The 25207-nt window shown below is 71.8% G+C and carries 24 protein-coding genes; 18 read left to right on the top strand and 6 right to left on the bottom strand.

What is annotated here, in order from left to right:
- The first annotated feature begins 4 nt into the window (after window positions 1-4).
- The 13 genes from OG519_RS12875 (at window position 5) to OG519_RS12815 (ending at window position 11891) form a co-directional block, all read left to right on the top strand.
- Window positions 5-808 (top strand): hypothetical protein, encoded by an 804-nt coding sequence (locus OG519_RS12875; protein ID WP_405582726.1) that lies wholly within the window; start codon window positions 5-7, stop codon window positions 806-808.
- Window positions 805-2112, top strand: coding sequence for a CpaF family protein (locus tag OG519_RS12870; protein WP_405582724.1), 1308 nt, complete (start codon window positions 805-807; stop codon window positions 2110-2112). The genes OG519_RS12875 and OG519_RS12870 overlap by 4 nt, the downstream gene beginning before the upstream one ends.
- The gene (locus tag OG519_RS12865; protein ID WP_405582722.1) at window positions 2112-3122 is read left to right on the top strand and encodes a type II secretion system F family protein; all 1011 of its coding nucleotides are present in this window, start codon (window positions 2112-2114) and stop codon (window positions 3120-3122) included. Before OG519_RS12870 ends, OG519_RS12865 begins: the two co-directional genes overlap by 1 nt.
- Window positions 3119-4027: a type II secretion system F family protein gene (locus OG519_RS12860; protein WP_405582720.1), complete on the top strand. Its 909-nt coding sequence runs from the start codon at window positions 3119-3121 to the stop codon at window positions 4025-4027. The genes OG519_RS12865 and OG519_RS12860 overlap by 4 nt, the downstream gene beginning before the upstream one ends.
- A 74-nt stretch (window positions 4028-4101) precedes the next feature.
- Window positions 4102-4353 (top strand): hypothetical protein, encoded by a 252-nt coding sequence (locus OG519_RS12855; protein WP_405582718.1) that lies wholly within the window; start codon window positions 4102-4104, stop codon window positions 4351-4353.
- Window positions 4354-4363: 10 nt separating this feature from the next.
- A complete protein-coding gene (locus OG519_RS12850) occupies window positions 4364-4915 on the top strand; it encodes a TadE family protein (protein WP_405582717.1) in 552 nt (183 codons plus the stop codon).
- Window positions 4916-4919: 4 nt separating this feature from the next.
- Complete coding sequence (locus tag OG519_RS12845) at window positions 4920-5384, top strand: TadE/TadG family type IV pilus assembly protein (RefSeq protein WP_405582715.1); 465 nt, start codon at window positions 4920-4922, stop codon at window positions 5382-5384.
- Window positions 5384-5938, top strand: coding sequence for a pilus assembly protein TadG-related protein (locus OG519_RS12840; RefSeq protein ID WP_405582713.1), 555 nt, complete (start codon window positions 5384-5386; stop codon window positions 5936-5938). Before OG519_RS12845 ends, OG519_RS12840 begins: the two co-directional genes overlap by 1 nt.
- Window positions 5939-6088: 150 nt before the next feature.
- Window positions 6089-9109 carry a BTAD domain-containing putative transcriptional regulator gene (locus tag OG519_RS12835; RefSeq protein ID WP_405582711.1) on the top strand — a complete coding sequence of 1007 codons (3021 nt, stop codon included), beginning with the start codon at window positions 6089-6091 and terminating at the stop codon, window positions 9107-9109.
- A 148-nt stretch (window positions 9110-9257) separates the two neighbouring features.
- Entirely contained in the window at window positions 9258-9533 is a 276-nt protein-coding gene (locus tag OG519_RS12830; protein WP_405582709.1) for a hypothetical protein, read from the top strand.
- Window positions 9530-10825 carry a hypothetical protein gene (locus tag OG519_RS12825; RefSeq protein ID WP_405582707.1) on the top strand — a complete coding sequence of 432 codons (1296 nt, stop codon included), beginning with the start codon at window positions 9530-9532 and terminating at the stop codon, window positions 10823-10825. Before OG519_RS12830 ends, OG519_RS12825 begins: the two co-directional genes overlap by 4 nt.
- Before the next feature lie 38 nt (window positions 10826-10863).
- Window positions 10864-11262 carry a hypothetical protein gene (locus OG519_RS12820; RefSeq protein ID WP_405582705.1) on the top strand — a complete coding sequence of 133 codons (399 nt, stop codon included), beginning with the start codon at window positions 10864-10866 and terminating at the stop codon, window positions 11260-11262.
- The gene (locus OG519_RS12815; RefSeq protein ID WP_405582703.1) at window positions 11259-11891 is read left to right on the top strand and encodes a hypothetical protein; all 633 of its coding nucleotides are present in this window, start codon (window positions 11259-11261) and stop codon (window positions 11889-11891) included. The genes OG519_RS12820 and OG519_RS12815 overlap by 4 nt, the downstream gene beginning before the upstream one ends.
- A gap of 3 nt (window positions 11892-11894) precedes the next feature.
- On the opposite strand, the gene OG519_RS12810 is transcribed toward OG519_RS12815, so the two are convergent.
- Window positions 11895-12503, bottom strand: a complete 609-nt coding sequence (locus OG519_RS12810; protein WP_405582701.1) for a CGNR zinc finger domain-containing protein — start codon at window positions 12501-12503, stop codon at window positions 11895-11897.
- 127 nt (window positions 12504-12630) lie between these two features.
- On the opposite strand from OG519_RS12810, the gene OG519_RS12805 reads away from it, so the two are divergent.
- A complete protein-coding gene (locus OG519_RS12805) occupies window positions 12631-13899 on the top strand; it encodes an MFS transporter (protein ID WP_405582699.1) in 1269 nt (422 codons plus the stop codon).
- 24 nt (window positions 13900-13923) lie between these two features.
- Here OG519_RS12805 and OG519_RS12800 read toward each other — a convergent pair whose 3' ends face one another.
- Window positions 13924-15615 (bottom strand): transporter, encoded by a 1692-nt coding sequence (locus OG519_RS12800; RefSeq protein WP_405582697.1) that lies wholly within the window; start codon window positions 15613-15615, stop codon window positions 13924-13926.
- A complete protein-coding gene (locus OG519_RS12795; RefSeq protein WP_405582695.1) occupies window positions 15612-16493 on the bottom strand; it encodes an ABC transporter ATP-binding protein in 882 nt (293 codons plus the stop codon). Before OG519_RS12795 ends, OG519_RS12800 begins: the two co-directional genes overlap by 4 nt.
- 603 nt (window positions 16494-17096) lie before the next feature.
- Here OG519_RS12795 and OG519_RS12790 point away from each other — a divergent pair.
- Window positions 17097-18476 carry a transcriptional regulator gene (locus OG519_RS12790; RefSeq protein WP_405582693.1) on the top strand — a complete coding sequence of 460 codons (1380 nt, stop codon included), beginning with the start codon at window positions 17097-17099 and terminating at the stop codon, window positions 18474-18476.
- A gap of 241 nt (window positions 18477-18717) precedes the next feature.
- A complete protein-coding gene (locus OG519_RS12785) occupies window positions 18718-20271 on the top strand; it encodes a hypothetical protein (RefSeq protein ID WP_405582690.1) in 1554 nt (517 codons plus the stop codon).
- Between the two features lie 43 nt (window positions 20272-20314).
- On the opposite strand, the gene OG519_RS12780 is transcribed toward OG519_RS12785, so the two are convergent.
- Window positions 20315-21571: an ABC transporter substrate-binding protein gene (locus OG519_RS12780; protein ID WP_405582687.1), complete on the bottom strand. Its 1257-nt coding sequence runs from the start codon at window positions 21569-21571 to the stop codon at window positions 20315-20317.
- A 160-nt stretch (window positions 21572-21731) separates the two neighbouring features.
- Between OG519_RS12780 and OG519_RS12775 the strand changes: the two genes are divergently transcribed.
- Entirely contained in the window at window positions 21732-22181 is a 450-nt protein-coding gene (locus tag OG519_RS12775; protein WP_405582684.1) for a hypothetical protein, read from the top strand.
- 67 nt (window positions 22182-22248) lie between these two features.
- Window positions 22249-23133, top strand: a complete 885-nt coding sequence (gene purU, locus OG519_RS12770) for a formyltetrahydrofolate deformylase (protein WP_405582681.1) — start codon at window positions 22249-22251, stop codon at window positions 23131-23133.
- Window positions 23134-23232: 99 nt separating this feature from the next.
- Here purU and OG519_RS12765 read toward each other — a convergent pair whose 3' ends face one another.
- Window positions 23233-24606 (bottom strand): maleylpyruvate isomerase N-terminal domain-containing protein, encoded by a 1374-nt coding sequence (locus OG519_RS12765; RefSeq protein ID WP_405582678.1) that lies wholly within the window; start codon window positions 24604-24606, stop codon window positions 23233-23235.
- On the bottom strand, window positions 24603-25178 hold the full coding sequence (locus OG519_RS12760) for a sigma-70 family RNA polymerase sigma factor (RefSeq protein WP_405582675.1): 576 nt from the start codon (window positions 25176-25178) through the stop codon (window positions 24603-24605). The genes OG519_RS12765 and OG519_RS12760 overlap by 4 nt, the downstream gene beginning before the upstream one ends.
- Window positions 25179-25207 lie beyond the last annotated feature (29 nt).

Genomic DNA, 25207 nt, shown 5'->3' with positions numbered 1-25207 from the left:
AGTCATGGCACTGATCGCTGTCGCCGCCGACAAGGGCTCACCGGGTGTCACCACGACCGCCGTGGCGCTCGCCGCCGTGTGGCCCCGACGCGTCCTGCTCGCCGAGACCGACCCGGCCGGCGGCGACCTGGTCTACCGGTCCCGCGCCGCGCACGGCGGGGTACTCGATCCCAACTCGGGGCTGCTGTCGCTGGCCGCGACCGCCCGTCGCGGCCTTGCCGCCGAGCAGTTGTGGGACCACGCCCAGCCGCTCGTCGGCGGCCTCGACGTCCTGGTCGGCATCGGCAGCGCCGAACAGGCCGCAGGGCTGGCCGGCTTGTGGCCGATGCTCGGCCAGGCCTTCGCCACCCTGGACGAGTCACCGAACGGGGCGGCCGACGTCATCGCCGACTGCGGGCGGATCGGGGCCGATTCCCCGACCCTGGAGCTGTTCGCGCACTCGGCGCTGGTGCTCCTCGTCTCCCGCACCGAGGCCGAACACCTCGCGCGCGTCCGGGACCGGGCCGGCGCGCTCTCCGCGAAGCTGCACGGTTCGCAGCGGGGCGCCGCCGCCGCGCTCGGGCATCCACCGATCGGCATTCTGCTCATCGCCGATCCCGCCCACAGCGCCCGGGTCGCCGGCCAGGTCAACGACATGCTGGTGGGCTCGCAGATCGCCGCGCGGGTCGTCGGCACCATCGCCGACGACCCGGCCGGTGCCGAGATGCTCAACGGCCGTCGTCGGGGGCGGTTGGACAAGTCGCTGCTGATCAGGTCCGCACGGCAGATCACCGCCGACGTTCCGCAGCGGTACGGGGTCTTCCGATGAGCGAGGTGGACCACCAGCTCGTCAAACGCTTCCGGCAGGAGGCTGGCGACCGCATCTCCGAGCAGCGCAGGCTGGACCAGGTGTCGAACACGGCGCCCATGTCCGCGGAGGACGAGCGGCAGTTCGCCCGGGCGATCATCGCCCAGATCCTGGAGGACTACGCGCGGGCCGAGATCACCGTCGGCCGTACCCCGCCGGACGCGCAGTCCGAGGAGGCGTACGCCGCCGCTGTGCACGCCGCGCTCTTCGGGGTGGGCCGGCTCCAGCCGCTGCTGGACGACCCGGAAGTCGAGAACATCGACATCAACGGCTGCGACCAGGTCTTCGTCGGATACTCCGACGGCCGTGAACTCCAGGTCGACCCGGTCGCCGAGTCCGACGAGGAGCTCATCGAGCTCATCCAGGTGCTCGGCGCCTACTCCGGTTTGTCCTCCCGCCCTTTCGACACCGCCAACCCCCAGCTCGACCTGCGGCTTCCGGACGGCTCCCGGCTCTCCGCCGTCATGGACGTCACCCGCAGGCCCGCGCTCTCCATCCGCCGGGCGCGCCTCGGCAAGGTCTTCCTCGCCGACCTGGTGGGCAACTACACGGTCACCCCGGAGCTGGGCTCTTTCCTGTCGGCGGCCGTACTGGCCCGGAAGAACCTGATGATCGCCGGCGCCACCAACGCCGGCAAGACCACTCTGCTGCGGGCCATGGCCAATGCGATCCCGCCGCACGAACGGCTCATCACCGTCGAGCGCGCGCTGGAACTGGGTCTCGACCAGTTCCCCGAACTCCACCCCAACGTGGTGGCGTTCGAGGAACGACTGCCCAACTCCGAGGGCCACGGCGCCATCTCCATGGCCGAACTCGTCCGCCGCTCCCTGCGTATGAACCCCTCCCGGGTCATCGTGGGCGAGGTGCTCGGCGACGAGATCGTCACCATGCTCAACGCGATGTCCCAGGGCAACGACGGTTCGCTCTCGACCATCCATGCCAACAGCTCCGCCGAAGTCTTCAACCGCATCTCCACCTACGCCCTCCAGGCACGCGAGCGGTTGCCGGTCGAGGCGTCCCAGATGCTGGTGGCCGGTGCCATCGACTTCGTCGTTTTCCTCCAGCGCCGCAACGACTACCAACGCGGCGGTACCCTGCGCCGTGTCGTGACCTCCATCCGTGAGGTGAACGGGGTGGACGGCCGCGTTCTGTCCAGCGAGGTCTTCGCCGAGGGCAGGGAGGGTGTGGCTCTGCCGCACGCCCCCATCTCCTGCCTCGAAGAACTGCTCGCCAACGGCTACCAGCCCACGGGGGTGTGGCGGTAATGACCGGGATCCTCTCCGTCGAAGTGCTCTACGGCCTGCTCGCCGGCGCGGGGGTCGGCGGCGGCATCGCCCTGCTGATCGTCGCCCTGCGCGGCTGGGCGCCCAAGCCGCCCAAGCCCGGCCAGAGCGAGGACAAGGCGACGGAGTTCGTACGCTTTCTGTCCCAGCGCGGCTCACTGGCCGTGGTCGGCGGGCTCGTGGTGCTCGGGCTCACCCGCTGGGCCGTGCTCGGCGTCTCCTCGGCGATCCTCGTCTTCTGCTGGGACAAGCTCTTCGGCGGCGCGGCCGAAGAGCGCGCCGCGATGAAGCGGGTCGAAGCACTGGCCGGCTGGACCGAGTCGCTGCGTGACACCATCGCCGGCGCCGTCGGCCTCGAACAGGCCATCCCCGCCTCGGCCCGGGCCGCCGCCCCGGCGCTGCGGCCTCATCTGGCCTCCCTGGTCGACCGGTTGCGGTCCCGGACCCCGCTGCCCGAGGCGCTCCAGCACCTGGCCGACGAGATAAACGACGCCTCCGCCGACATCATCATCGCCGCCCTCATCCTCAACGCCCGACTGCGCGGCCCGGGGCTGCGCGACGTGCTCGGCGCCCTCGCCAAGTCGGCCCGTGAGGAGGTGGACATGCGCCAGCGCGTCATGGCCCAGCGGGCCAGCACCCGCCGCAGTGTGCAGATCGTCGTGGTGGTCTCGGTGCTGTTCGTCCTGGGCCTCGCGATCTTCAACCGCGGCTTCGTGGAGCCCTACGGCACCGCGATCGGACAGGCCGTGCTGGCCCTGGTGTGCGCGCTGTTCGCGGCCGGCTTCTTCTGGCTGCGCAAGCTGTCGAAGATCGAGACACCCGAGCGGTTCCTGGTCCACTCCACCGAGCGGCTCGCCGAACGGCAGGGTCTGCCCGGCCAGTTCACCCCCGGACACCCCGGCCAGCCCGGGCACGCCGGCGCCCGACCCCTTCCGACCGGCGGAGCGACAAGCCCCGCCGCCGTACCTGGACAGGGAGCTGGCGCCCGATGAACAACGTCCTCATGACCTGTCTGGTCGGCGGCGCCATCGGTCTCGGTGTCTTCGGCCTGATCCGCGCACTCCTGCCGAGTCGGCGCAGCGCCGTCTCCACCGTGGCGCAGATCGACGCGCTCCGCGCCGCGGCTCCCGCGAGCAGCCCGGCCGCCCCCGCGTCCACCGACCTGCGGAGCCGGATCGGTCAGCGCGTCGCCCAGTTCTACCTCCAGCAGGGCTGGGAACAGCGCTCGCTTCGAGCCGACCTGGCTGTGCTCGACCGCGGTTGGGAAGGATTCCTGGCCACCAAGATCATCCTGGCGGCGGCCGGCCTGATCTTCGGCCCCTTCGTCTTCGCACTGATCTGGCAGCTCGGTATGGGCAGCAACCCCGTCATCCCGGTCTGGATGTCCTTGATATGCGGTGGCGCCTTCTTCGTGCTGCCCGATATAGAGGTCCGGCGGGACGCGGTGGACAAACGCAAGGACCTGCGCCGCGTCATCGGCGCCTATCTGGATCTGGTGTCGATGAACCTCGCCGGCGGCCGCGGTCTTCCCGAGGCGCTGATGGCCGCCGCCGAGATCAGCGACGGCTGGGCCCTCCTGCGGATCCGCAACTGCCTCGCCGACGCCCGGATCACCGGTACCAGCCAGTGGGTGGCACTCGGCCGGCTGGGAGAGGAGCTTGGTATCGAGGAGTTGCAGGACCTGTCCGTCACCCTCGGCCTGGTGGCCGACGACGGCGCCAAGGTCCGGGATTCGCTCGCGTCGCGCGCCGAGACGATGCGGCACCGTGAACTCGCCGAGATCGAAGGAGCGGCCGGGGAGAAATCCCAGTCCATGCTCGTGGCCCAACTCCTGCTGTGCGCGGGCTTTCTGGTCTTCCTGATCTTCCCCGCCGCGATGCGCGTGTTCCAGGTCTGATCGGCACGGCCGAGCACGAGCGTCGAGCACCACCGTCATCGCATGCCGAGCATCGAGTCGAGAGGACTTGAACCATGAACCGTCCGCCCGCGGTCAGCCATCCGGCTGTCGACTTCCTGATCACCTACCTCAAAGCCCGTGTGCAGCGCGTCCGTTCCGCCGACGACCTGTCGCGCGGAGCCTCCGCCGTGGAGTGGGTCATCATCTCCGCGGTCGTCGTCACCGTCGTCGGGGTGGTCGCCGTGATCATCAACGGCGCGCTCAAGGACAAGGCCACCGACGTCGGCAACTGCATCCAGGGCGCCTCGGACAGCAAGACCTGCTGAGGCCGCAGCCGTGACAGGACGACGAACCGACGGGCCGCGCCACGCCCTGCGCCGCAGACTGGACGCCGCCCGCGGCGACAGCGGCGTGGGCGTGGTCGGCCGTACGGGTACGGGGAGGGCCGGCCGTGCGACCGCGCGGACCGGCGCCGATCGCGGCATGACCTCGATCGAATTCGTCTTCCTCACCCCGGTGCTCTTCTTCATGATCTTCGCCACCGTCCAGTTCGGGATGTACTTCTTCGCCGAACACGTCGCCCAGGCGGCCGCCCAGGCCGGGGCCCGCAAGGCCCGGGCCGAAGCTCACGACAACCCCGGCCGCTGGGAGGACGACGCCCGGACCACCACCGCCGGCTACATCGACCAGCTCGGCCCCAACCTGCTGGACGGCCGGACCATCACCGCGCTCAACCCCGACCCGGCCACCGTCGGCATCCGGGTCACCGCGGACGTGCCCGCCGTCTTCCCCGGCCTGCACTTCTCGGTCCACGAGATGTCGCAGGGCCCGGTGGAGTGCTTCGTGGATGACGCCGAGGACCGAGCCACCACGTGTCAGGGGGGTTGATCCGATGGCCCACGAGCAAGGGCGGTCCGCGGCGAACCGTGGGCAGGAGCCAACGCCGGACCGCCCCGGGGCGGACCGGGGACTCTCCACCATCGAGGTGGTCGTCCTCGCCCCGCTCATCATCCTGTTCGTGCTGATCCTGGTCGCCTTCGGCCAACTCGTCGACGGCCGGGGCGCGGTGGACGGCGCCGCCCGGGACGCGGCCCGTGCGGGCTCCATACAGCGCAGCCAGGAGATCGCCATGCGACAAGCCACAGCGGCGGCGGAGGCCGACCTCGGCGACACTTGCGTCGGCGACTCCCTCCAGGTCACCCAGACGAGCGTGGGCTTCGCCCCGGACACCCTCTTCACGGTGGAGATCCACTGCACCATCCGCGGCCTCGGCTCCCTCGGCCTGGACATCAACAAGACCCTCACCTCGTCGGCGTCCTCACCGCTCGACCCCTACCGCCGGGCGGTGACCAACTGATGACGACCACCGGCCGGCTCCCTGGGCCGCGAACCGGCGCCGTACGCCGCCTCGCCGCGCACCCGCCGCCGCCACTCCGATCGCCGCACCCGCTCCACCCGCAGCACCCGCTCAGGCGAGGGGGCGGCGACCGGGGCTCCGGCACAGCCGCCGTCCTGATCTTCGCCATCGTCTTCATGGCCCTCGCCGGCTTCGTGGTGGACGGCGGGCTCTCCATATCGAAGCGGGAGCGCGCCGCCGACATCGCAGAGCAGGCGGCACGTTACGCGGCCGAGGACGTCGACACCGAGGCGCTGCGCGGCGCCCCGCCGGGTGGTGCGACGCCGGTGATCAACACGGGCGACTGCGACACCCGGGTCAAACAGTTCGCCGAGCAGTCCGGACTCGACCCGGCCGATGTCGCCGCCTCGCACTGCACACTCGCCGACGCCGACCGGGTCGAGGTCACCATCCAGCTCACCTACCAGCCGATGCTCACCGGTTTCTTCTACGACCACGACGTGGTGGTGCACGGTACGGCCGCCGCCGAGTCCGTGGCCGGCTCCGCCAACTGACGCGCGCCGCCCGTCCGTCAACCCGCCCACCGACCGGACGCCGAAGAGCCGCAGCCCGTAGCACATAGCCCATAAACCGTAGCCCGTAGCCCGTAGCCCGTAGTGAAACCCGTACCGAAGCCCGCACAGTACGCAGAAGAGGAAGCAGCCATGGCACGCACCGCCGCCACGGGACCCAACCGCGCGCCGCACGGCGGGCCCGCGGCCGGTCCACCGCGCAGGCACCGCTCGTTCGGCGACCTCGTACGGGCGCTCGGTGCGTTCGCCGCGCTCGCCGTGCTGGTCGTGGGTGTCCCCGGGGTGCTGCTGTACCTCATCGGCTCGCCGTTCCCGCACCACTTCGACTCCGACCTGGTGCAGCAGCCGATCACCTCGGAGACTTTCGTCAACACCCTGGCCGTGGTGGTGTGGCTGGCGTGGGCGCAGTTCACCGCGTGCGTGCTGGTCGAGGCGAAGGCCGCGGTCTCCGGCGTCGGTATGCCGCACCGGGTGCCCGCCTCCGGCCCGAGCCAGTTGCTGGCCAGGCAGTTGATCGCGGCCCTGCTGCTGATCGGGGTGAGCACCGCCGGAATGGTCCCAGGACTGGCGCAGATCGGCCAGCACCACGAGACGGCGAGCCAGGCCCGGCCGGGTGTGGCCGTGACCGCCCAGCAGACCCCCGGGCAGTTCCAGGCGGCTCGGCAGGCCGCCGCCGTACCGCACCAGCAGACCGCCGCGCGCCCCGGAGCCGGCCACGGCGCCGCGCAGTCCGCGCGGGAGGCGACCAAGTTCTACCGGATCAGTCCGCCCGAAGGCCGCCACCACGACTCGCTGTGGGAGATCGCGCAGCGCCACCTCGGCGACGGCCGCCGTTACAAGGAGATCTACGAACTCAACAAGGACCGGGTGCAGCCGGACGGTTCACGGCTGTCCCAGGCCAGTCTGATCCGGCCCGGCTGGGTGATGGAGATGCCCGCCGACGCGCACGGCGGCGATCTGGTGGAGATGCCGGTCGCCGCCCCGCACACCGCCCCCGACGTACGGCACTACGCCGAGCACGGGGGAGCGAAGGACACGGCGGCGGAGGGCGCACACGCCACCGTCCTACCCTCGACGGCAGCTCAGAGCGGCACCGAGGCACCCGGGACCGGCGGCGCCCCCGCTAGGCGGGCGGACGCACCTGAGACCACCGTTGGCGACCCGCAAGGCGACCAGCACACCGTGGCAGCGCAGAGCACGGACAGCACCCACACCGACCACCACCGCTCCCCGGCCGACTCCGCCCTCTCCCTCGTCGCCTCCCCGGCCGCCGGCTTCAGCCTGTCCGAAGCGCTCATCGCCTCCCCGCTGCTCGCCGCCGGCCTGCTCGCCGCCCTCGGCCGTAGGCGCCGTACCGCCTTGTGGCAGTCGGTCGCCGCGGGTACGCCGCGCACCCCCAGAACCCCCAGCGGCCCGCAGGCCGACGCCGCCGACGCGTTGCGCGTGGGCGCCGACCCGGACACCGTCGCCTTCCTGGACCGCGCCCTGCGCGCCCTGTCCGCCCGACTCGACGCCGACGGCCGCAAACTCCCCGTCGTGTACGCCGCCTGGCTCACCGGTGACGCCCTCCATCTGCAACTCGCCATGCCCGAGGGCCAGCCCCCCGCGCCATGGCAGCTCGGCCAGGACCAGACGTTCTGGCGTTTCGACCGCGGTGACCTGGCCGAGGACGCCGACACGGCCGCCGCCGCCCCGTACCCCGGGCTGGTGTCCCTCGGCAGGCTCGACGGCGCCCGGCTGCTGCTCAACCTCGAAGCCGTGCCGGGCATCGTGTCCCTGGCCGGCGGCCAGGTGGACCGCGAGGCCGTACTCGCCTCCATCGCCTCCGAACTCGCCACCAACGGCTGGTCGGACCGGATGACGGTCACCCTGGTCGGCTTCGCGGAGGACCTGACCGCCCTCGCGCCCGCCCGGATGCGCCACCTCGCCGACGTGCCCGAGGTGATCGAGACCATGGCGGCGGAGACCGCCCAGCGCGCCGGGGCGCTGCGGACCGCGGGCCAGGACAGCGTGCTCACCGGCCGCGCCGGCCGCGCCCAGCACACCCAATGGGCCCCGCACCTGGTCTTGCTCGCCGTCGAACCGACCGACGACGAGGCCGAGCGTCTCGCCGAACTCGCCGCCGACGCGGGCCGCCTCGGCATCGGCTATCTCGTCGCTACCGGCCGCACCGACCTGCCGGGCGCCGCCTGGGAACTCGAAGTCACTCCCGCCGGACGGCTGCTGGCCCCGCTGCTCGGCCTCGACCTGGAAGCGCAGATGCTGCCCGCCGCCCAGTACCAGGCGGTGCTTCGGCTCTTCGGTGAAGCCGGCGGGGACGACGACGGCCCCGGCCCGGACGCGCCGCCCTTCCTGGTGGACCTCTCCGACCAGGGCCGCCCCGGCGTGTACGCCCGCCTTCTCGGCCCGTTCGAGATCATCGGCATCGAGGCGCCTTCCGCCGAGCGCGGCCCGCTCCTCAACGAGGCGCTCGCCCTGCTGCTTCTGCACCGCGAGGGCGTCCACCCCCGAGTGCTCGCCTCCGCGCTCTGGCCGCGCGGCGTCACCGAGGACGTACGCGACGCGCTCATCGAACGCCTCCGCGACTGGCTCGGCACCGACCCGGACGGCACCTACCGGCTCACTTTCGACGCCACCGGCCGCATCGTGCTCGCCACCACCGTCGTATCCGACTGGGACGTGCTGCAGACCCTGCACCACGAGGCCACCGAAGGCGGGGCCGCCGCGGACCCGGTGGCCCGTCGGCGGCTCCTCACCGACGCCCTCTCCCTCGCGCGCGGACCGCTCCTCGCCGACCGTTCGCCCGGCCGCTACGGCTGGCTCGGCCACGAGATCGTCGACGCCCACCACCCGGTGCTCGTCGCGGAGATAGCGCTCGCCCTCGCCGAACTGCACCTCGAAGCCGACAAGCCCAAGGCAGCGGCGGCCGCCGTGGAGACCGGCCTCACCGTCGCCCCCGACGACGAACGCCTCTGGCTCGAACTCCTGCGCGCTACCCGCGCCACCGGCGACCCGGCTCGCCTTGAGGCGGCGGCCCAGTCCCTGATCGCCCGTGGCGGCGCCGTCAGCGGCTCCGGGCGGGGCCTTCCTCCCCGGGTGGAGGCGCTGTTGGACGAACTCCTCCCGGCCTGGCGCGGACAGATCGCCAACTGACGGTCCGCCGCCGACCGTCCGCCGCTCCGGCTTCCGCAACCCGATCGGCTGGCATATGCCGTGTTGCCCGTAACCTCCGGGCGGCCCGCGACCGTTGTCAGGAGGTGGTTGCCGACAACGGAGCACGGGATCGACCGGAGGTGCGGGCATGACCGACCTCCAGGTCACGGACGCGGTACTGGCCGAGGCGGAGCGCCTGCTGAGCGCGCTGCACGGCGAGTTCCGTACGATCTCCGCGCGCCGGGACGACCTGCACGACGCGTGGGGCGCGGCGGCGATCGACGGGGCGATGGACGCGTTCGTGGACAACTGGTCCTGGTACCGCAAGAAGCTTCTGTCCCGGATCGAGTCGGTGGGCGGACTCGTCGGCTCGGCGCGGGAGACCTTTCGGCGGACCGATCAGCGTCTGGCGCAGACGGGTTGAGCGGTCGTTCCAGGCCGCACGACTGGCACCCCCTCACCGCCGGCGATCCCGTCCCCGGCGACCCGGCGGCGATCCTCGAGGAAGTCGCGCACATCCGGCAGATCGCGGCCATGCTCAGAACCGAGGCCAGGGATCTCAGGGCCATCGCTGAGGGCCATGGACTCAAGGGACGTTACGCGGAAGCGCTCCGAGACGGCGCGCGCGAGTTGGAGCTGAGGCTCCGCGAGACCGCCGAGCGGTACGAACGCGTCCACAGCGGGCTGAGCGGCTGGGCCCACGAGCTGGAGGAGTTCCAGACGCAGGCAGGGCACGTGCTGCGCTCGGCCCGGGCCGCCGCCGATGCCGCGGCTTCCGACGACCCGGGTGAGGACTCAACGGCGCCGCACCGGGCGGCCCTTGCGGGGATCACCGCCCAGCGCGACGAACGAGCGCGTCACTACGCGGCCCGGATCCGCGACGAGATCGACGACACGATCAAGGACAGTTGGTGGGAGGGCGTCAAGGACGCCGTCGACGACCACGCCGGGGCCATCTCCTTCGTGGTCGACGCGATGAGCTGGGTCGCGACCGGCATCGCCCTGGCCGCCATCACCATGACCCCGGCGGGCTGGATCGCCGGCCTCGCCGTCTGGCTCACCTGTGGGGTCCTCGCCGGCCACCTTCTCCTCGCCTCGTCCGCCGACGGCTCCTGGGCGGACGTCGCCATGGACGTCTTCGGCCTCCTCACCATGCAGGTCGGCACGATCGCCCTCACCAAACTCCGCGGCGTGCGCGACGCCACGAAGCTGGCGGCCGAACTCGCCGCGGAGGACCGGGCCGTCGAGGCCACGGCCCGGTCCGCCCGCCCCCTGCGCGACCGAACGTCGGCGGTGGTCAACCGCCGCTCCTCCACGCGAGCGGCGCGGGCGAAGGCGCGCCACGCCCGCAATATCGCCCGGGCGGCGGCCCTCCGCGCCGGCGTGGCGGCGTCCGCCGAGGAGGCGGCGGTCCCCGTCGCGACGGCGTCCCGCTGGGAGGCGGCGGCGGTGGGGGGAGAACGCGAAACGGCGAATCTCCATAAGGACGTGAGAAGGCTCCGGGCGGCGTATCCGGACAGCCCGGAGGTGCAGCGGGCAAGCGTTGGCGCGGACCGGCATTACAGCACGCTCCGCGTGTCATTCGGAGCCGGCTCGGCCGTGGACCTCGGCGACAAGTTCGTGGGCGACAGCAATGTGTTTTCCACAAAGCCAGCTTCGAAAACCTACGGCCAGATGAAGCAGCGGTACGTCAGAGAGATCGGAAGCCAATGGTGACACCTTCGGAAGTGCCGGGTTCAAAACCACGAGCGAAGGTGATCAAATCATCCGAGCACGGGAAGGGCCATATCGAGGAACGCATCATGCGACGGGCCCGACTCGGGGCGGCCCTGCCTCCCCTTGCGACGATCGGCACGCTGGTTGTCCTGCGGATCATTGGTGCGGGGGGCTCGCAACTCGCGCCCTGTGTGGGCGTGTTTACCATCCTTGGCCAGGCGATGGTGTGGCTTGCAATGCTCGATCTCTGGAGGACGCGGACCTGGGACAGCGGGGTCATGTTCTACCTCATCATCGGCGGTATCTTCTCCGCCCAAACGCTGTTCCTCACCGGCGTTCCCGAAGTAACCCCAATTCCGCTCGCTGCCCCCCTTGTCGCGACGGTCGCCCGGTGGAGGATGCGTCGGGGTGGGCGGGGTGCGGGGGTGGCGCGGTGAGTCTTGTTGGTGCGCCGGCTACGTACAGCCTGCTGTTGCCGCCCGGGTGGGTGCGGATTCCGCTGCGGGGGCGTACCCGGGAGAGCTTGGAGGAGAAGGTTTTCCGGGGTATCGAGAAAGTGCCCGCCGATGTGTCGCGGGAGAAGGGGATGGCGTACCGGCTGCACGTGCGGCGGCGGGTGGAGAAGCTGGCGGAGGACGCCAGAAGGTCCGGCGGGCTTGATCTGTACGTGCCGGTACGCGCTCGGCCGGGCGGCGCCGTGCTGGCCGCGTCCTTCGTGGTCGCTGAGGCCGTGGGGGAGGGCGGCGTGCGCCCCGAGGTGCTGCTGGGGCGGCTGGCCGTCGAAGCCGGCGAGGTCAGGGGGGTCGGCGAGACCGCGGGGGTGCGGCGGGAGTACGTGAAGGAGCCCGACGAAGGGGAGCCCGAGGCCGATACGGTGACCCGGCACGTCGACTACGTACTGCCCGTGCCCGGTGACGAGGGCCGCTGGTTGACGGTCAGTTTCTCGACCGCCGGGGACGGGGATCCGGTGAGCCCCTTCACTCGCGCGGTGACGGAACTCTTCGACGCAATCATGAGCACCTTCGCGTGGAGCCACCGGCCGTCTGAGGGGCCGTTCGCCGGCTGAGGCTCACGCCCGCGCCCTGAGCCCCGCCTTCTTCGCCCGGTTGCCGCAGGGCTCCATCGAACACCAGCGCCGGGTGCCGGGGCGGGAGCTGTCGAGGAAGAGGGCGCCGCAGGCGGGGGAGGCGCAGGGGCGAAGGCGGGGGAGGAGTGCGGGGGACGCCGCGAGGTCGAGCGCGTCGCGGGCGACGAGGGCGACGGTGGCGAGGACGGGATGGTCGGCGTGCCAGCCGAGTTCGCCGGACGGGGCGAGCCGAGGAGTCGGAGGCGGGTACCCGGCGGCGGAATTGAGCCGGACCCTGGCCGCTTCGGAGAGCCCGGCGGGGCCTTCGGGACCGAGGGCGGCGAGGATCAGCGCATAGCCGGCCTCGCGCACGGCGCGGGCGTCCCCTAACTCTTCGGGGGAAGGCGGCGGGAGTGGCCCGGCTCCGAAGGGCCCGCACTGCTCGACCCACGCGGCGAGCGCCTCCTCGTCGACCAACTCCTCCCGCACCTCAGGAGTGTTCCGATACCGCAGGGTGCGGAGGAAGTCGAGGCACAGCCGACCCGAGCCCTGCCGGAATCGCCCCGGTGGGTGGACGGGGACCCGAGTGACGGTGGCGTCGGTGACGGTCATGGGGCCAGCCTACGGGTGGCACCGGTTTAACTGGTACGGTCAACTGGCCCTGGGTACCGGTTAAACCGGTGCCCCATCACTCCGGCCAGTCATATCGCGCGCCACCCCGCCCACCCGAGAGAAACCGATGGCCCACCGCACCGACCTCGCACCCTCCGGGCACCCCACCGACAGCGCACCGCACGGAACAGCCGCTCCGGACTCCCAAGGCCCGCCACGCAGTCTGATCATCCTGCTCGCCGTCGCCTGCGGCCTGACCGTCGCCAACCTCTACTACGCCCAGCCGCTGCTCAGCGAACTCCGGCACACCTTCGGGATCTCCTCGGTCACCGCCGGCGGCCTCGTCACCGCCACCCAACTCGGTTACGCGGCTGGACTGCTGCTGCTCGTGCCGCTCGGCGACGTGATCGAGAAACGCCGGCTCGCCACCCTGCTGCTGGCCGTCACCGTGGGCGCCCTCGTGCTGGCCGGGACCGCGCAGAACTTCCCGGTGCTGCTCATCGCCTCCCTGATCTCCGGGGCGACCCTCGTGGTCGCCCAGATCCTGGTGCCCTTCGCCGCGGACCTCGCGCCGGACGAGAGCCGGGGGCGCGTGGTCGGGCAGGTGATGAGCGGGCTGCTCACCGGGATCCTGCTGTCCCGCACCGTCGGCAGTCTGCTCGCGGAGGCGACGAGTTGGCGGGTCGTCTACCTGACCTCGGCGGGGCTGATGACCGTGATGACCCTGGTGCTGCGCAACGCTCTCCCGAGCCGGGCCCCGGACGGACCGGCCGCCACCCTCTCCTACGCCGCCCTGCTGCGCTCCACGGCCCGGCTGCTGAAGGTCCATCCGGCGCTGCGCCGCAGGGCGCTCTACCAGGCGGCGATGTTCGGCGCCTTCTCCGTCTTCTGGACGACCATCTCCTTCGTGCTGACCAGCGCGCCCTTCTCCTACCAGCAGTGGCAGGTCGGCCTCTTCGCCCTGGTCGGTGCCGGCGGCGCGTTGGTGGCGCCCTTCGCCGGGCGGTGGGCGGACCGGGGTCTGGTCCGGCCGATGACCGCGGTCGCCTTCGTCGCCGCGGCGCTGGCCTTCGCCCTGGCGGGCTTCGGCCGGCACAACGTGGTCGCGCTCGGCGCCGCGGCCGTGGTGCTCGACATGGCCGTCCAGGTCACCCTGGTACTCGGCCAGCAGGTGGTCTACCGGCTCGACGGCAAGGCCCGCTCGCGGCTCAACAGCGCCTTCATGGCCACCTTTTTCGTCGGCGGCGCCCTGGGATCGCAGGCCGGCTCCTACGCCTACCACGCCGGCGGCTGGCCCGCCGCGACCGTACTGGGGGCCGCGCTTCCGTTGCTGGCCCTGCTCGGCTGGACCACGGAACCGCGTCGGACCAAGACCGCCGGGCAGCCCGCCGATTGAGCCCGCGGCCGCCCGCCCGGGCTGTCAGCCCTTCCCCACGACCGCCAGGATCTCCGGCAACCGGTCGAGCAGCCGCGGCGCGGTGAACCGCAGCGCCGCCGCCACCACCAGCGCGCCGTACACCGCGCCCACCGGCAGCACCGTCCACAACAGCGCGTGGTGGCCGGTGAGATGGAGCGCCACCGACAGTGCGAGCACCGGCGCACAGAACACGGCGCCGCCCAGCGTGCCGCCGACCACGTTGAGCGTCACCAGACTGCTCTGGCCGGGCGCGGCGCTCGAGAAAGGGCTCTGCTGCGGCACGGCGTACGGGAAGCGGACGCTGGCATACGTGCCGGTCGCCGTCAACGCGCCCAAGGAGGCGAAGGAAAGGCCCAGCGTCTCCGGCAGCGCGGCGACCTTGCCGAGCAGCAGGGAGGCACCCGCCGTCACCACGATGACATAGGGCACCGCGATCACCAGCAGCGTCAGCGCCCGGCCGCGCAGTTCGAGTGCCGCGTCCCGGCGGGTGGATATGGTCGCCGCCACCGTCCAGAACGCCGAGCCGTCGGTGCCGAACTGGTTGTACATCTGCATGCCGAGCAGCCCGGCCGCCCACAGGCACTGGTAGATCGTGCCGTGCTGGACCACCGCCACCAGCGGCAGCAGCAACCCCACCGCGAGACCCGTCGCCAGGGCGGCCCGGGAGCGGGGATCACGCCACAGGTAGTGGAACTGGCGCTCCATCACCGTGCCCGTACGGCCGCCGGTCAGGGACGCGGGCAGCCATCGATCGGCTCCCCGCCGCCGGCCGGCACCGCCGCCGAAGCCCTTGCGCGACCCCCTGGCCAGGTCGGGCGCCGCCTGGATCGTGGACGCGTCGGGCGACACCATCAGCCGGAAAAGACTGCGGTACCACCAGCGCAGGACCGACGCGAGAACCACGACCGCGTACCCGAGCTGCACCGCGGCCAGTCCGTACGCACCCCGCCCGGTGGAACGCACCGCGTCCACGGCAGGCGCGGGCGGTATCCACCGCAGCACCGAGGCCGCCGAGTTGGCCCGGTGCAGACCCCCGTCGGAGGAGAGCGAGCTGACGCCGAGATTCACCAGTTGGGCGCCGACGGCGACGAACAGGCCACTGAGCAGGGCCAGATCGCGTCCTTTGCGGCTGGTCAGCAGCCGTGTGTTGGCGGCGGCCACCGCCCGGGACAGCGCCACGCAGGTCAGCAGCAGAAGGAAGACGGCCACGACCGCGACGACGGTGGCCGCCGCGCCGTGTGCCACCGCGACCACCGCGCCGGTGGACACCAGGACGGTGAACAGCGGGCCCACGCCGACCAGCGACGACGTGAGCAGCGCCGTCATCAGCGGCCGGGGCCGCAGCGGCAGCATCGCCAGCCGGGTCGGGTCGAGGGTGTCGTCGCCCCCGAAGAGGAAGAGCGGCATCACCGCCCAGCCGAGCCCGAGCACCACGGCCAGGGAGAGGGCGGCGGCGGGGGCGAAGTGATTGCCGCGCAGCCCGGTCATGCCCACCCCGAGCGCGAGCGCGTACAGGACGGCCAGGCAGACGCCGATCACCCAACCGGTCGTGCGGCCCCGGGACTGGCGCAGCCCGTTGCGGATCACGGTCAGCTTGAGCCGGACGAAGACCGGGGTGATCGAGGCGCCTTTTTGGGCGGCCGCGGCCGGGACCGGAGGCCGCTCGTGGATCACCGGGGAGCCGTCGGCGGTCATCGGGCGCCTCCGCCCAGCCAGTCGAGCCGCTGGCCGCCGCGCCTGTCGGCACCGACCAGCGACAAGAAGGCGTCCTGGAGGGTGGGCGCGGCGCCACGCACCTCGGCGAGCGGGCCGTGCGCCACGATCCGGCCGGCCGCCATCACCGCGACCCAGTCGCACAGGCTCTCCACCAGCTCCATCACGTGCGAGGAGAAGACCACGGTGCCGCCGCTGCCCGTATAGCGCTCCAGGACACCACGGATGACCTGCGCGGACACCGGGTCCACGCCCTCGAACGGCTCGTCGAGGAAGAGGACTTCCGGGTTGTGCAGCAGCGCGGCGGCGAGGCCGATCTTCTTGCGCATACCCGTCGAGTAGTCGACGACGAGCTTGTGCTGGGCGTCGGCCAGGTCCAGGACGTCGAGCAACTGCGCCGCCCGCGTGTCGACCTCCGCGCCGGGCAGACCGCGCAAGCGACCTGTGTAGCCGAGCAGTTCGCGCCCGGAGAGCCGTTCGAAGAGGCGCAGACCCTCCGGCAGCACGCCGATCCGGGACTTCACGGCCACCGGGTCGCCCCACACGTCGTGGCCGACGATCCGCACACTTCCGTCGTCCGGGCGGAGCAGGCCGGTGATCATGGAGAGCGTCGTCGTCTTCCCCGCGCCGTTCGGACCCACCAGGCCGATGAAGCGGCCGGCCGGCAGCGCCAGGTGGATGCCGGCGACGGCCACGTGCTCGCCGAACCGCTTCCACAGCCCGCGCACCAGCACCGCCGGCGTGCCGCCGTCCGGACCCGGGACACCACCGACCGGAATCGCCCCGTGGACAGGCAGCCCGCGGGCCGGCCGCGACCGCCCGTCGTCACCCGGCGTAGTCTCCTCCGGCTGCCCCATCATGTGGCACCTCTGTCCCGTCGCACCCTCGGGCCGCGACCGTCGCCGCTCGGAGCGGCGGGCCCGGCTCATCCGTACAACCACCCTAGGGGCCACCACTGACAGTGACGATCGAGCCTCGTTGATCTTGGCTCGCGGGGCGGCGGACCGGGATCGGGCGGGCGGTCGCGTGCGGGCGGCGCGGTGCGCCCCCTGGCCCGACCCCGGCCGCGACCAGGGAGCGGATCTCCAGGTCGTACATCCAGAAGGACTGACTGTCGGACCGGCATACCGGTCGGTCGGCCGGTGAGCTGGCCCGCAGCCCCCGGCCTTCCCGGCGGCCCGCGGCTTCCCCCGTCGTTTCCCTCCTCCCCGCCGGTCGTTCCCAGGTCGATCCCGTGTCGCCGGGCGAGCCACCGGACGCAACGGCGGGGGAGCCGAAGGGACTTATGGCTCATCGCGGGCGCACGGGTGCACTGCCGGGGGCGCGTACGGGCACCGACGCCGGTATTCGGGTAGTCAACAGGAGTCGGGAACCGCCCGGCGCGGGTGAATTGACGTCACTAGCGGCGTATTCCCACTGTCTGGTGGGAAATGACGTTGTCGAGGGACGACGAGGGGGGATTGATGGCGGCACGACCGTTAGTGGCGCGGCAGCCGAACGAGAGGCTGCAGGCTCTGATCCAGGAGGCCGGCTGCTCCAACGCGGGGCTGGCCCGCCGGGTCAACATGTGCGGGGCCGAGCACGGCCTCGATCTGCGCTACGACAAGACCTCCGTGGCCCGTTGGCTTCGGGGCCAGCAGCCGCGCGGCAGGGCGCCGGCGATCATCGCGGAGGCGCTCGGCCGCAAGCTCGGCCGCGCGGTGTCGATCGACGAGATCGGCATGGCCAACGGCAAGAACCTGGCCACCGGCATCGGCCTGCACTTCGCACCGACCGTGCTCGGCGCGATCGAGCAGGTCTGCGAGTTGTGGCGCAGCGATGTGGGCCGCCGCGACTTCCTGACCGGATCGACCGTCGCGGCCTCCGCCCTGGTCGAGCCGAGCCGCGACTGGCTGATCACCCGGCCCGACCAGGGCGTGGCCCGCAACGGCGGCGCCAGGGTGGGCATGTCGGACGTCGAGGCGGTGAAAGCCACCACCCAGGCGCTCACCGATCTCGACCACCGGTTCGGCAGCGGCCACGTCCGGCCCGTCGTGGTGCACTACCTCAACAGCGTGGTCTCCGGGCTGCTGGGCGGCAGCTACCGCGAATCGGTGGGGCGCGAACTCTTCTCCGCGGTCGCCCGGCTGACCGAACTCGCCGGCTACATGGCCGTCGACACCGGCCAACCCGGCCTCGCCCAGCGGTATTACATCCAGGCCCTTCGACTCGCCCAGGCCGCCGGCGACCGCGGTTACGGCGGCTACATCCTCGCAGCCAGCATGAGCCACCTCGCCGCGTCGCTCGGCACTCCCCGCGAGATAGCCCAACTCGCGCGCGCCGCTCAGGAAGGAGCCCGCGGCCAGGTCACCGCGACCGCCGAGGCGATGTTCTACGCGGCCGAGGCCCGCGGCCACGCGCTGCTCGGCGACGCCCGCACCTTCACCGCCGTCGCCGCGCTCGCCACCGAGGCCATGGAACGCTCACGGCCGGAGGAGGACCCGGCCTGGATAGCCCACTTCGATCAGGGCTACCTCGCCGACGAACTCGCCCACTGCCACCGCGATCTGGGACAGGCGGCGTCCGCCGCCCGACAGGCCGAGGAGGCGCTCGCCGCCCATCCCGAGACGCGCTCGCGCCGCCGCGCGATCGATCTGCTGCTCCTCGCCGACGCCCAGGTGCAGCAGGGCGAGATCGAGGAGGCATGCGACACCGGCACCCGGGCCGTCACCCTCCTCTCCGGCCTGCGCTCCAACCGCGGCGCGGAGTACCTGGAGGACTTCCGCCGCCGGCTCGAGCCGTACGAAGGAGAGCCCGCGGTAAGGGAGTTCGGCGCCCGGCTGGAGGAACAGGAGGCGGCATAGACGGGAAAAGCCGGCGCCAACAACGGTCCGCACCGAATCGTTACCGGACCGACACCGCACGACCTCACCCCCGTCAAAGTGCTGGGCAGACCGGGCAGGACCGGGTGCCGCCCGGGGGGCGGCCGCGCCCGGACAGTGTGCCGTAGCGCTCACTCGTTCGGGCGCGTGGTCCGCTCTCCCGATAACCCGGTAGCGTTGGCCGACGGTTGAGACGGCGGGGTAGAGGCGGGAGTGGGCGGCGATGCACAGCAGCGGACGCGGCGAGGAATCGCCGGAAGCGTACCGGGGCGTCGTGCACCCCACGGGGCAGAACCAGCAGCCCCTGGCGTACGGCGAGCAGGTCCAGCCCGCCGGCGGCAGCCCCTGGGGCAGCCCCGGGCCCGGAGCCGCCCCTGAGCCGGCCGACGCCACGCAGATGCTGCCGCCCTACCCGGCCGCCGGTCCCGGTCCTGCCGGCGGTCACGGCGCCGGCCCGGGGATACCGGTCGCGGACGCCACCCAGATGCTGCCGCCGTACCCCGGCGGGGACCCCGTGGCCCAGGAGCAGTCCGGCGGCCCTGTGCCGCCGATGCCGCCCGTACCGCCGCAGGCGCCCCAGCAGGCATCGCAGGGCCGCCACAGCCAGCAGCACCTCGGACAGGATCAGTACCAGCAGCACGAGCAGCTCGGGCAGCCCCCGGTGGCGCCCGCCGAGGCGACCCAGGCATTGCCGTTGTCGATCTTCGGCGACGACCAGCCGTACCAGCAGCAGGGCTACGAGCAGCAGGTCCCGCAGGCACAGCAGGGTTACGGACCGGGCGGGTACGACCAGCAGCAGCCGTACCAGCAGGGCTTCGAGCAGCAGCAGTACGGCGCGCCGCAGCAAGAGGGCAGCCAGGAGTACGGCTACGAGCAGCAGTCAGGGCCCACGCCCGGCCCGCAGTACGACAGTGACTACGACCACCTCTACCGGACCGACGTGCCGAGCCCGCCGCAGATACGGCAGCGCATCATCGCGCCGCCGTCCCAGCAGCAGGGTGCCCAGCAGCAAGGCGGCCAGCCGGGCCAGCCGCCGTACGGGCAGCAGCCGGGGGGCCCCTACGACCCCGGCAACGGCTACGGCAACGGCTATGACGACGGAACCGGCGGCGGCCGCGGCGGGAACCGTATGTCGCCGAAGGTGCTGATCGGCGTCGTGGTGGCGGGCTGCGTGGTGGCCGGTCTGATCGTCGGCGGTCTGCTGAGCAGCGGTGGCGGCGGTGGGGGCAACGCGGCGGACGCGACCACCGGGGCGGCCGCTCCCACCGACTCCGCGAGTGCCTCCGGGTCCGGCTCGGGCGGTGGCGGCGACGCCGCCGCCAAGCAGCAGGCCCAGGCGCTCGACGCGCTGCTCAACACCAGTGGCAACAGCCGCAGCACCGTCGTCGGCGCCGTGGCGTCGGTGAAGAACTGCCAGGACCTGTCCGACGCCTCCGCCAAGCTGCGCTCGGCCTCCAGCCAGCGCACCGGCCTGGTCACCCAGCTCGGCAGCCTGTCGGTGGACAAGCTGCCCGGCCACGCGGAACTCACGGAGGCGCTGACCAAGGCGTGGCAGGCGTCCGCCGCCGCCGACGGCCATTACGCGGCCTGGGCCGACCAGGTGGGCCAGGACAAGCACAAGCTCTGCAAGGGCGGCAACGCGCACGGCACGTCGGAGACCGAGGCCGGGGACGCGCAGAGCGGTACGGCCACGCAGCAGAAGAAGCGTGCGGTCAAGCTGTGGAACTCCATCGCCGAGACGTACGGGCTCACCAAGCGCCAGTACAGCCAGCTCTGAGCCAGCCGGCCGGCGCGAGGCGAACGGGCCGGCTCAGGCCGCCTCAGTAGCCGGTGGTGCTGCTCCGCAGCGTCGAGGTGAGGTCGACGAAGCCCGGCCGGGCGGAGACCAGCCTGCCCTTGGTGACGCGCTGGTAGGCCACCTCGGTGTTGACCATGCGGGCATGCTCGGGGATCGACTTCATGTCCGCGTCCGTCCAGCCGAGGTCAGGGGTGAGGCCGCCGGTCGAGAGGTGCGACGTGCTGTCCAGGGCCCGTTGCACGTTCGCCGCGTCCACCGTGGTCCCGGCACCCATCGCCCGGACCACCTTGGCGAAGACGTCGTACGCGATCCAGGTGGTCTGCACCCCCGGGTCGGCGACGTCGATGCGGTCGTCCCCGAAGGCGTACTTGTTCACCGCCGCCTTCATCTCGGCCCACTTGGGGTCGGAGGCCGGCGGGTACCAGTCGGTGATGTAGGCGTGCTCCAGCGGGCTCTCCGGTCCCCCGGAGGAGTCGATCACCGACTGCTGCACGCTGCCGATCACCGAGGAGAGCTGGACCTTCGGCTGCGAGTCGCCGGTGCGGCGCAGGGCGTCGAAGAAGGTGCTGGTGTGGTCGCCGAGCACCGCCGACACGCACGAGGAGTGCTTGTCGTCGCCGACCGCCCGCGCGGCCGCCGAGGTGTAGTCGAAGGAGTCGTCCGGGGTGGACAGGTCACGGGCCGAGGCGAGCCCGCCGACCTTCAGCCCGGTGTCGAGGAAGATCGGGAACTGATCGCCGGTGACCGAGTCGGGTCGGACCAGTGTCACCTTCTTGCAGAGATCGGCCAACTGCCGACCGTTTCCCGCCAACAGAGAGGGCAGCCCCCCGTTGATCGGGTACGACATCAGGCTCTGGAACTCCTCCTCCGTGATGCCGTAGCCGCCGATGTACGGGATGCCGCTCGTCTCCAGCGCGGTGGTGAAGGCCTGGCCCGACTCGCTGTAGGAGCCGATCACCGCCACGGCGCCCGCGTCCGCGGCCTGCTGGGCGCAGTCCGTGACGGCGATCGGGTCGTTGCGCTCGTTGCAGGTGAGGACCTTCAGCTTGCGCCCGTTGAGGCCGCCGTCGGCGTTGACGTACTTCTCCACCACCTGCGCCATGGCGGGCATACCGGGCATGTTGGTGGCATTGGTGCCCACCGGCGCCCAGGTCATCACCACAATCGGCCCGGCGGAGCGGGTGCTCCCCGGCAGCACACCGCAGCCGCCGACCAGTGCCGAAGCGGCCAGAGCCGCGACGACAGCCGAAAGAGCCCTGCGCACACGCGGGTCAGTCATGTAATGGGAAGATTCCGGCACAGTGCCAACGCCAGGGTGTCCGCAGAAGAATCGGCCGTCACTTTCGGGTGAATTACGAGTGACGGGATCGGCATGCGTACGATCTGGCACTGTGCAAGGTTCGGAGAAGTCTTCCCGTCGCGGCCGCCCCTCCTCCACGATGGGGGGTATGCCCCTCAACGACATGCCGTGGTGGCGCTGGCGCAGCAATGTGCGCTCGGCGTTGCACATGATCAGCGACCCGGTGTTCCAGCGGGACGTCTGGCAGTCCGGCCGCGACGGATACGGAGACGTCACCGACGCCGTGTACCGCCTCGTCGAGGACACCTGGCTCGACAACTGGTCCGCCGAGAAGTACGTGGGGACGATCATCCGCGACTCCCAGGAAGCCGCGCTGGTCGATGTCGCGGTGCTGCGCGTGCTGAAGATCCTGCACCAGGTGGGGGCGGACGCGCCCGCCACCGCCTATCTGGAGCACCAGGCCTGGCCGGAGGCGGTACAGGCGGCCCGAGAGGCCCACATACGGATGGCGCTGGCCGACGGCGAGGACCCGGACGGGCCGCCCCGGTCGCTGGAGTTGCTGGCCATCTACAACCGCACCGCGCCCTGACCCGCCGGGCTGTTCCGGCTGCCGGATACGCCTGTCGGCCGGCGTCCTGGTGTGCCAGGCTGGCGAGGTGAACGATCAGCAGCCGCCGCAGCTCGCGGAACCGCCGTCGGAGTACGTCCTCACGCTGTCGTGCCCCGACAAACAGGGCATCGTGCACGCGGTCTCCAGCTACCTCTTCATGACCGGCTGCAACATCGTCGACAGCCAGCAGTTCGGCGACCGGGACACCGGTCTCTTCTTCATGCGGGTCCACTTCTCCGCCGAGACGACGTCGACCGTCGAGAAGCTGCGGGCGAGCTTCGCTGCGGTCGGTGACGCGTATCACATGGACTGGCGGATCCACCCGTCCGACGAGCGCATGCGGATCGTGCTCATGGTCAGCAAGTTCGGCCACTGCCTCAACGACCTGCTCTTCCGCACCAGCATCGGCGCGCTGCCGGTGGACATCGCCGCGGTCGTCTCCAACCACACCGACTTCCGTGACCTGGTGGGCTCCTACGGTGTCCCCTTCCACCACATCCCGGTCACCCGGGACAGCAAGCCGGCCGCGGAGGCGCGACTGCTCGACGTGGTGAAGAAGGAAGGCGTCGAGCTCGTCGTCCTGGCCCGCTACATGCAGGTCCTCTCCGACAACCTGTGCCGCGAGCTGTCCGGTCGGATCATCAACATCCACCACTCCTTCCTGCCGAGCTTCAAGGGCGCCAAGCCGTACCACCAGGCGCACGACCGGGGCGTCAAGCTGATCGGCGCGACGGCGCACTATGTGACGGCCGACCTCGACGAGGGGCCGATCATCGAGCAGGAGGTCGAGCGGGTCGGCCACCAGGTCACGCCGGAGCAGCTTGTCGCGATCGGCCGCGATGTGGAGTGCCAGGCGCTGGCGCGGGCGGTCACGTGGCACAGCGAGCATCGGGTGCTGCTCAACGGGCGGCGGACGGTTGTCTTCGCCTGAGTGCCTGAGTGCCTGAGTGCCTGAGTGCCTGAGTGCCTCGGCGCCTAGGTGCCCGGTCCGCGCTTCTGGGGCCGGGGCCCGGGGCCGTCGCCCAGGTGGTCAGATTCTGGACAGTGAGGCGGTCGCGAAGATCACGTCCCTGATGACGTCCCGGTCGCCCATCTGGCCCAGCGCGATCCGCTCCGGCTCGATATGACCGGCGGCCAGTTGGCAGAACTCCACACTGTCCATGGCCACATGCGCGACCATCCCGTCCGCCGAGGCGAGCGCGCCCGGAGAGTCCAGCGGCAGGTACCAGTCGCCACCGCCGTCACCCTCGATCTCCAGCCGCAGCGAACGACCGGGCGAACCCGCCGCCACCAGCTTGGACGCCGAGGTCGTCAGCCCGGCGCGCCGCCGCTCCGCCAGCGCCAGCGGCAGCATCCGGGCCGCCAAGTCGATCATCCGATGAAGATTGCGTGGCGCCGGCGGCTCGTACGGGTAGTCCACCGCCTCGGCGATGTCCCAGGCGTGGATCCAGCACTCGAAGGCCCGGTCGACGAAGGCGTCCCGCAACGGCAGCGCGAACGAGCCGTAGTCCACGGCGAGTCCCGACGCCCCGCGGCCGGCGAAGGAGACCGTGCGCACCAGGCCGTGGCTCTGCTCGCGCCACAGTGCGCGGAGGGTGCCGCCGGGCAGATGCCGCTGCGCGGCCCAGTGCGCGGCGGTCCGCTCCCACGGGTCGAGCGGCAGATCCGTGTTCTCGCCGCGCAGCCGGCGCAGACGGGCGCGGGCCGCGGGTTGCGGACGACCGGGGTCCGCCGCGGTGCGCGCGACCGGCAGCGGAAGTCCGAGGGCGCGCCCCACCAGACTGTCCACCGAGGTGAGATGGCAGATGACCTCGCCCACGGTGAGCTGCTTGCGCACCTGGGTGCCGTCGAACCACTGCACCTCGACCGGCGCCTTCCAGTAACTGCCGCCGAGGTCCCGTAGGAGAGCGTCGAGCCGGGCGGTCTCGGCGTCGTAAGGAGCGGCCCACTCGGGTACCGGAATGCGCGCCGGGCGGCGGCCCAGGCAGCCTTCGAGCACTCGGACCCGGAGCAAAGGGTCCAGGTCGAGGGATTCGTCCTGGTGCAGCAGGCCCACGGCGTCGCGCAGTCGCCGGGCCTCGTCCGCGCAGGTGGCACAGCCCGGCAGATGCGCCTCGACGGCGCGTCCTTCGTCGCGGCTGCAAGCCGACAGCGCCCAGGCCCCGAGCAGCGATTTCAGCGTGCCATGGTCGGGCGGGGGCTGAGGTGTGGCCGGGGATGGGGTCGATCTGGTTGACGGCGCGGCCGGGGCCGGCAGGTGCGATGGCGCGGGCTCATACGGCGCTACGGGGCCGGGCGGGCGGACGGCGGGGAGCAGCGCGTCGGGGCGCTGGTCGGAGGCGGTCGGATGTTCGGGGCTCTCGCTGCCGTCGCCGTCGCCGTCTCGGAACACCGGGCCGGTCACAAACGCCTCCGCGGACCGGGGACGTCGAACGGTTCTTCCGGCTGCCCGCTCGGCTCCATGGCGGTGGACAGCAGTTGGAGCCCGAGCCGCAGCCGGCGCCGGGCCTCGTCCTCGCTCACTCCGAGGTCCACGGCGGTGGCGCGGTAGTCAAGCCGTTCGCGGTAGGCGAGTTCGAGCGCGGTGCGCAGCGGCGCCGGCATCGAGGTCACGATGAAGTCGGCCCGCGCCGCCGTGTTGGCCTCCCGCACCCTGGCTTCCACCTCGGAGGGCGTGGACCGTTCGCGGTTCTCCAACTGCCGCAGCCGGTGCACCGCGTGCCGCTGGGTGAGCGACGCGATCCATGACCGCAGCGAACCGTGCTGGGGCTCATACGCGTCCGGGTTCTCCCAGATGTAGCCGAACACCTCACGGGTGATCTGGTCGGCGGCGTCATCGTCGTCCATCACCCGGTTGGCCAGGCCGTGCACGAGTGAGGCATAGCGGTCGTACAACTCGCCGAGCGCGGCTTCCTCGCCTCGCGCCAACCGCTGCTGCATCTTGCGGTCCCAGCGCGGCGGTGCGGGTGTCGCCATCTCCCGGCCCCCTAGCCTCGTCCTGTCCG

Origin of the sequence: Streptomyces sp. NBC_01190 (genome assembly GCF_045039895.1) — a bacterium.
Classification (GTDB): Bacteria; Actinomycetota; Actinomycetes; order Streptomycetales; family Streptomycetaceae; genus Actinacidiphila.
Note: the sequence above shows the minus strand (reverse complement) of the source record. Positions and strands in the feature narration are given on the sequence as shown.